The sequence below is a fragment of the Streptomyces sp. YS-3 genome (genome assembly GCF_045257485.1).
Taxonomy (GTDB): Bacteria; Actinomycetota; Actinomycetes; order Streptomycetales; family Streptomycetaceae; genus Streptomyces.
The window spans coordinates 1-6,487 of record NZ_JBJHPC010000417.1 but is presented as its reverse complement, the minus strand read 5'-3'; the positions used below and the strand labels follow the sequence as shown (position 1 = coordinate 6,487).

The 6,487-nt window shown below is 69.3% G+C and carries 7 protein-coding genes and 1 pseudogene; 4 read left to right on the top strand and 4 right to left on the bottom strand.

Going from position 1 to position 6,487, the window contains the following annotated elements; all coding sequences use genetic code 11:
• The first annotated feature begins 232 nt into the window (after positions 1-232).
• From gcl to ACJA3G_RS26910, 3 genes and pseudogenes are all read left to right on the top strand, one after another.
• Positions 233-2,014, top strand: coding sequence for a glyoxylate carboligase (gcl, locus tag ACJA3G_RS26920; protein ID WP_406555636.1), 1,782 nt, complete (start codon positions 233-235; stop codon positions 2,012-2,014).
• A gap of 175 nt (positions 2,015-2,189) precedes the next feature.
• A complete protein-coding gene (locus tag ACJA3G_RS26915) occupies positions 2,190-2,411 on the top strand; it encodes a hypothetical protein (protein WP_406555635.1) in 222 nt (73 codons plus the stop codon).
• Positions 2,412-2,577: 166 nt separating this feature from the next.
• A pseudogene (locus ACJA3G_RS26910) lies at positions 2,578-2,748 on the top strand (DNA mismatch repair protein MutT); the annotation flags it as partial.
• Between the two features lie 285 nt (positions 2,749-3,033).
• Here ACJA3G_RS26910 and ACJA3G_RS26905 read toward each other — a convergent pair.
• The 4 genes from ACJA3G_RS26905 to ACJA3G_RS26890 form a co-directional block, all read right to left on the bottom strand.
• Positions 3,034-3,918 (bottom strand): DUF6415 family natural product biosynthesis protein, encoded by an 885-nt coding sequence (locus ACJA3G_RS26905; protein ID WP_406555634.1) that lies wholly within the window; start codon positions 3,916-3,918, stop codon positions 3,034-3,036.
• Positions 3,919-4,161: 243 nt separating this feature from the next.
• Entirely contained in the window at positions 4,162-5,031 is an 870-nt protein-coding gene (locus tag ACJA3G_RS26900; RefSeq protein WP_406555633.1) for a helix-turn-helix domain-containing protein, read from the bottom strand.
• Complete coding sequence (locus ACJA3G_RS26895; protein ID WP_406555632.1) at positions 5,028-5,768, bottom strand: DUF6879 family protein; 741 nt, start codon at positions 5,766-5,768, stop codon at positions 5,028-5,030. The genes ACJA3G_RS26900 and ACJA3G_RS26895 overlap by 4 nt, the downstream gene beginning before the upstream one ends.
• Positions 5,769-6,053: 285 nt before the next feature.
• The gene (locus tag ACJA3G_RS26890; protein WP_406555631.1) at positions 6,054-6,227 is read right to left on the bottom strand and encodes a hypothetical protein; all 174 of its coding nucleotides are present in this window, start codon (positions 6,225-6,227) and stop codon (positions 6,054-6,056) included.
• A 51-nt stretch (positions 6,228-6,278) separates the two neighbouring features.
• Between ACJA3G_RS26890 and ACJA3G_RS26885 the strand changes: the two genes are divergently transcribed.
• Positions 6,279-6,476, top strand: a complete 198-nt coding sequence (locus ACJA3G_RS26885; RefSeq protein ID WP_406555630.1) for a hypothetical protein — start codon at positions 6,279-6,281, stop codon at positions 6,474-6,476.
• The last annotated feature ends 11 nt before the right edge of the window (positions 6,477-6,487 follow it).

Genomic DNA, 6,487 nt, shown 5'->3' with positions numbered 1-6,487 from the left:
GCTCCGCCGGTCCCCTCGATACCCATGTCGTCCACCCCGTGCTCGCCGCCCGTCCGGTCCATCGTCCCCCACCCGCGCCCGCCTGGGAGGCGAACGCGGGGATCCCTTGACGCGCCTGCGCACGCCCCCTATGTTACTTCCATATAGCAGAACTAAACTTCCGCATTACGGAATCACGGCTCTCAGGTGGCGCGACAGAGCCCGATCCGCCAGGCCGAAGCAGGAGCACTCCATGCCTCGTATGACCGCTGCCCGAGCGGCAGTTGAGATCCTCAAGCGCGAAGGCGTCACCACCGCGTTCGGCGTGCCGGGCGCGGCGATCAACCCCTTCTACGCGGCCCTCAAGGCCGGTGGCGGCGTCAAGCACACGCTGGCCCGCCACGTCGAGGGCGCGTCCCACATGGCCGAGGGGTACACCCGGGCCGCCGCCGGGAACATCGGCGTCTGCATCGGTACGTCCGGCCCCGCAGGCACCGACATGATCACCGGCCTGTACTCCGCGGTCGCCGACTCGATCCCGATCCTCTGCATCACGGGCCAGGCGCCGGTCGCCAAGCTCCACAAGGAGGACTTCCAGGCGGTCGACATCGCGAGCATCGCGAAGCCGGTCACCAAGGCCGCGACGACCGTCCTGGAGGCCGCGCAGGTCCCCGGCGTGTTCCAGCAGGCCTTCCACCTGATGCGCTCCGGCCGGCCCGGACCGGTCCTCATCGACCTGCCGATCGACGTCCAGCTCACCGAGATCGACTTCGACCCCGACACCTACGAGCCGCTGCCGGTCTACAAGCCGGCCGCGACCCGTGCCCAGGCCGAGAAGGCGATCGGGCTCCTGCTGGAGTCCGAGCGCCCGCTGATCGTCGCGGGCGGCGGCGTCATCAACGCCGACGCCGCCGAGCTGCTCGTGGAGTTCGCCGAGCTGACCGGCACGCCCGTCGTCCCTACCCTGATGGGCTGGGGCATCCTCCCCGACGACCACGAGCTGAACGCCGGCATGGTGGGCCTGCAGACCTCGCACCGCTACGGCAACGCGAACTTCCTGGAGTCCGACTTCGTCCTCGGCATCGGCAACCGCTGGGCCAACCGCCACACCGGCGAGCTGGACGTGTACACCCGGGGCCGTACGTTCGTCCACGTCGACATCGAGCCGACCCAGATCGGCCGGATCTTCGCGCCGGACTACGGCATCGCCTCGGACGCCGGGGCCGCGCTCACGCTCTTCGTCGAGGTGGCGAAGGAGCTGAAGGCCGCGGGCAGGCTCCCCGACCGCAGCGCCTGGGCGGCCTCCACGCAGGAGCGCAAGGCGCGGCTCCAGCGCCGTACGCACTTCGACGACGTCCCGCTGAAGCCGCAGCGCGTGTACGAGGAGATGAACCGCGCATTCGGCCCCGAGACCCGGTACGTCACCACCATCGGCCTCTCCCAGATCGCCGGCGCGCAGATGCTGCACGTCTACCGGCCGCGCCACTGGATCAACTGCGGCCAGGCGGGACCGCTCGGCTGGACCATCCCGGCCGCGCTCGGCGTCGCCACCGCGTCCCCGGAGACCCCGGTCGTCGCCCTCTCCGGCGACTACGACTTCCAGTTCATGCTGGAGGAGCTCGCGGTCGGCGCGCAGCACAACATCCCGTACGTCCACGTCCTGGTGAACAACGCCTATCTCGGCCTGATCCGCCAGGCCCAGCGCGGCCTGGACATCAACTTCCAGGTCAACCTGGAGTTCGAGAACATCAACTCCCCGGAGCTGGGCGTCTACGGCGTCGACCACGTCAAGGTCGTCGAGGGCCTGGGCTGCAAGGCGATCCGTGTCACCGAGCCGGACCAGCTGCTGCCGGCCTTCGAGGAGGCCAGGAAGCTGGCCGCGGAGTACCGCGTCCCGGTCGTCGTCGAGGCGATCCTGGAACGGGTGACGAACATCTCGATGGGCGTCAAGATCGACGCGATCAACGAGTTCGAGGAACTCGCCACGGAACCGGGCCACGCCCCGACCGCGATCAGGCCGCTCCAGGTCTCATAACGCCTGCTGAACCAAGGGCTCCGGTGCTTCCCGTGGGGGGTGGCGCCGGGGCCTTTTCGCGTTCACTCTTTCGGGTCCGCCCCATGGCGTTCCGGGGCTCCCGGCCCAATCGTGTCGAATCCGAGACGAGTGGAGGCAGGTGGTACGGGCCCGGACGGCGCATACTGGTAGGACCATGACGCAGTCGTCCGCGCCGAGGCGCCACCTGCCCACCAGTCCCTTCAAAGCTCCGGTCGATCCCCAGGCCAAGACCTTCGCCCTTGGCGACCGGGTCTCCCACGACCAGTTCGGCCTGGGCAGGATCGTGGGCGTCGAGGACGGAGTCGCCATGCTCGTCGACTTCGGCTCCCGACGCGCCCGCATCCTGAGCCCCTACACCCGCATGCACCGCCTTTGACCCCAGCACCACCGGCACCCAGGCCGAGGCCCCGCCCACGATCAGCTGATCTGTGGACGGGGCCTTTGTCATATGGGGGTGCCGGTCCTGCGGAGCACGGGCCGGCCAGGAGAGGGGTAGCGGTAGGTCCCGCCGTACTGGGTACTACGACGACCGCGGCGCGGCCGTGCCGAACAGCTTGGTGGTGGCGCCTCGGGTGTCGTTACCGATGGGCAATGCCGCGTCCTGCTGCAACGGCGGCGGGACAACGGTCTGGGGGCTGCCGGGAGCGGCATGGAGGTGACCGACTTCCTGCCCGGTACCGCCGTACGGGGGGGGGAAGGAGGAGACGGGGCTCGCCACCGCAGCCTGTGTGCTCCATCTCGCTCCGGAGGAGCGGGCTGAACCTTGCCTCGGGTGACACGGCCGAGCACTGGCCGACGCCTAAAAGATCGTGCAGCCAGACGTACTTGTGAGGGCGGACAGGGGCATCCGCCCCGGCGGGAACATGACGACGCCCCTGCCCGAAGGCAGGTGCGTCGCCGACCACTCCCGGCAGCCCGGGGGCCTAACCGGAAGGGCCGCCACGGGGGTTGCGTGTCCAATACACCAGTTACCGTGCGGGCATCTGATTGGCATTTACTCAGGCCGTGCGCGTGCCGCTCGCTGAGCTCGTCCGTCCGTAGCGACCGGCCGCGACCGAAGCCGCCACTTCCGTCGGCACGTCCAGTTCCCGCAGGAACGCCAACTGAGCGAGACAGCACTCGGCGAGGCGTCGCGCGTGCGCGTACTGGCGGACCGGAACGGCCTCCTCCCGCGCCTGACCCAGCTGATGGTGCGCCTCGGTGATGCTCAGCAGGACGCGGCTGCGTGCGGGAGCGTCGGCCGGCATCCCGCGGGCGGCGTCATCGAGGACCGGCAGCACCACCATCAGGTAGCCGCGGGCGCGATGCGTGGCCTCCGTTGCCGCGCTCAGATCGTGCGCCAGGTCTGCCGACACGGTGAGGAGCGTGCGACACCTCTGCTCGATGGCCTCCAGATCGGGCCCAGCCGGTCCCGACGCAGGGTCTTCGATTCGTTGACGGCCGAGGCGGATCAACCGGTCCACACCCGTCGGCGTGCAGAGGTCCCCGACACCTCGGGGCGGCAGGAGCCAGTACATTCCGGGCCGGGCGGTGCGGTGCACATCGGGGACGCCGAGATAGGTCCCCTGAGCGAGGACCGGGGCGTCGGCGCCGGTGTGCTCGATACGAGCGCCGAGGGGGACGAGGGCGTAGTACGAGACTCCCGCGCCGTAGGCGTCATGAATGACCGGGCCGTCCACCAGGCGGTCAAGACACGGGCGGACGGCGTCCGGGTGTCCGCTCTGCGTGACAGCGTGGATGATCTCGGCGGAGATGCGCACGGCGTCGAACGCGCGGCCGGTGGGCAACATTGCGGCGCCGCCTTGCTCCCACTCCAGCCACGCCTTCGACGGGGTGTCGAGTGCGGACGCGAGCCACTGCGCGACGCGGGAGTGTTCCGTCATCCCGACACCGCCCCCACTGCCGCAGCCACGGTGCAGCTGCGGTGCGCATGCGTCGAGGCCTCGCCGCCCTCGCCGATGACCACGAGGGTCACGATGTCCGCGCCGAACTCATGGCATACCTCACATCGCGGACCCTGTGCGGGGTCGTCCAAGGGCTGCTGTTCAACAGAGGGGTCTGGGGTCATGGCCAGCACGGTAGGGCGACCGATTGCACAAGGTCCCCGCGATTGCGCCGGATTGCGATTACAGATCTGGGGTTGGCTGCGGTTGCGAAATGCGCTCCATGGAGGACCGAGCGCGACTGATCAGGCGGCGGGCCTGCGGGCCGTACACCGCGCCTTCGGACAGCCACTCCCACGCCCGGGTGTACAGGGCGAGGCTGTCCTCGTCGTCCAGCCACAGCTCGGCGTTGATCGTCTCGACGATGACGAGCCGCTGGTCGTAGATCCAGAATCCGTGCGCCGGCGACCTCTTCAGCTGTGCTCCGAACGGGATGATGCCGAGCTCGATCGTGTCCAGGCCGATCAGGCCCGTTAACCGGTCCAGTTGTTGAGCCATCACCTCGTACGGGCAGGTGACGACGTACAGGGCGGCCTCCCACACCAGGAAGCGGAAGCGTCGCCCGGGTTCGTACAGCGCCTCCTGGCGTCGGGCCCGCGTGCGTACAGCCTCTTCGATGTCCCGGGGGAGCTGCCGGAAGTCGGCGTTGGATCGGAAGGTGTAGCGGGCGTACTCCGGTGTCTGGAACAGGCCCGGGATGCGCGCCACTTCCATGCCCCGGATCATCTGGGTAGCGGCGGTCTCTACGATGGCCTGCTCCTGGCGAGCGGCGGGGCCGCCTGCCAACTGGCGGCGCCAGGAACGGTAGTGCGTCTCCAGCCCGGTCAGCCGCCCCGTCAGTTCTGTCGCGAGGTCGGAGCGGCCGACTGCCTGGGCCCACTGCGTGAGATCGCCCTTCGAGGGGGTCTGCTTCCCGGTCTCCAGACGGCTCACCTTGGAGCGCTGCCACCCGAGGACCGCCGCGATGTCCTTACCGTCGAACCCAGCCTCCACGCGAAGCTCGCGCAAGCGCGCGCCGAGGGCAATGCGGGCGGATTGGAAGTCGCTGCTCACACAACGGAACGTACAGCCCCGACGCCCTCGGCGGTACGGGCGGCATGGTGCCAGGCAGCATCGCGGGCCTGACAGGCAGCGAGGACTTCAGCCGGGTCCTCGGTGACGTACACCCCGAGGGTGGTGTCGGCCTCGTCGAACGCGAACCTGGCGAGGAGGCGGGAGTCGAACAGCCAGAAGTCGAAGTCAGGCAGACGCAGCTCCTGGGCTCGGGCGCGGGTGAGGTAGCGGATGTCCTCACCGGCCCCCACGTTGCTGGGCGCACTCGCTAGGAGGAAGCGTTGCCCCTCTGTGATCGGGTTGTCGATGAGCCGTACCCGGCCGAAGAGCTTCCCGGCCGCCGTCTGCTCGGCCACGTTCTGCCGCCACGGGTTCTTGGGCTCGGCGGCGATGTTCCCGCCCGCCTGCCAGCGCTGCCACTTCTCGCTGTTGCGGTCAGTGGCGTAGCCGCGGCGAGTCTCCAGTCGCCAGGCGGTGTGCCGGAACTCGCGGAAGAGGTGAGCGATGGTGGCGAAGGGCTGAAGCTCGGGCGCGGCAGCGCGAGGCGCGTAGCGAGTAATCAGAGCGCGTGGCACGCGTACGAACGTCTCGCTGGGCTTCGCGTCACGCAGCTGCACCAGATGCTGGGGGTCAGTCTCGCGGTCTCCCTGGACGAGGATCTCGTCGGTCTCGGGGATCTCGTACAGGGTGGGGCAGTCGCCCTCGTCGCTGGTGGTGCCGATGAACCGGAGCGTCATGGGGCCCTCCCTCTGCTGGGTGGAGGACCAGGATGCGGCGGATCGCGCGCGGGCGGATGTGGATTGCAGCAGATTGCAAATGCCTACGTGCCGGAGGTGGCGGCGACGACCTGCAATCGAACACCCGTCTGAAAGATGCCGTCGAGACTTGCCCCGCTGCTGTTCCTGGGACGCGTGCAGCAGGCGACCTCGTCCGGACGTGCCGACGGATCGAGCAGGAGCGGGCCCCCGTTGCTGAGGAGGCGGCGCGCCGCCCGTGAAGCCGCTGCCCAACCGGGTGATCGCCTACGTGTGACGTGGCGCGGACGGGCCGAGGTCGGCGGCGATGACGGAGACGGTGCGGGTACCCCAGTTGAGGCGGCGCGCGATCTCGTTCCGGCCGAGCCCCTGGGCGTGCAGCTGCCGGACGGCTCCGCCCTCCTCGTCGGTGTCCGTGCGCTGGCTATGGCTGAGATCCATCGGATCACCTCCGTTTGCCTTTCAGCGCCCGTCGATGCACAGTGCGCGCGCATGGACTACGTCATGAGCGGCCCGCACAAGGGCCAAGCAATCCCCGGCACTGAGGGCATCGGCGAGTTGCAGATCCCGCACCCCGACCGACCGGGTGTCCTGTGCCGGTACTCCACCAACGATGGCGACGGGCCCATTACCGGCCTGCCGGGCGCGGTGCAGGTGCACTACGTCGGCGACGTCGCCACCATTAGGTAGCAGCCTCGGCC

Bases quoted from the DNA above. Each gene is read 5' to 3' on its own strand.
- gcl (WP_406555636.1), top strand. From the start codon at position 233: ATGCCTCGTATGACCGCTGCCCGAGCGGCAGTTGAGATCCTCAAGCGC.
- ACJA3G_RS26915 (WP_406555635.1), top strand. From the start codon at position 2,190: ATGACGCAGTCGTCCGCGCCGAGGCGCCACCTGCCCACCAGTCCCTTC.
- ACJA3G_RS26905 (WP_406555634.1), bottom strand. From the start codon at position 3,918: ATGACGGAACACTCCCGCGTCGCGCAGTGGCTCGCGTCCGCACTCGAC.
- ACJA3G_RS26895 (WP_406555632.1), bottom strand. From the start codon at position 5,768: ATGACGCTCCGGTTCATCGGCACCACCAGCGACGAGGGCGACTGCCCC.
- ACJA3G_RS26890 (WP_406555631.1), bottom strand. From the start codon at position 6,227: ATGGATCTCAGCCATAGCCAGCGCACGGACACCGACGAGGAGGGCGGA.
- ACJA3G_RS26885 (WP_406555630.1), top strand. From the start codon at position 6,279: ATGGACTACGTCATGAGCGGCCCGCACAAGGGCCAAGCAATCCCCGGC.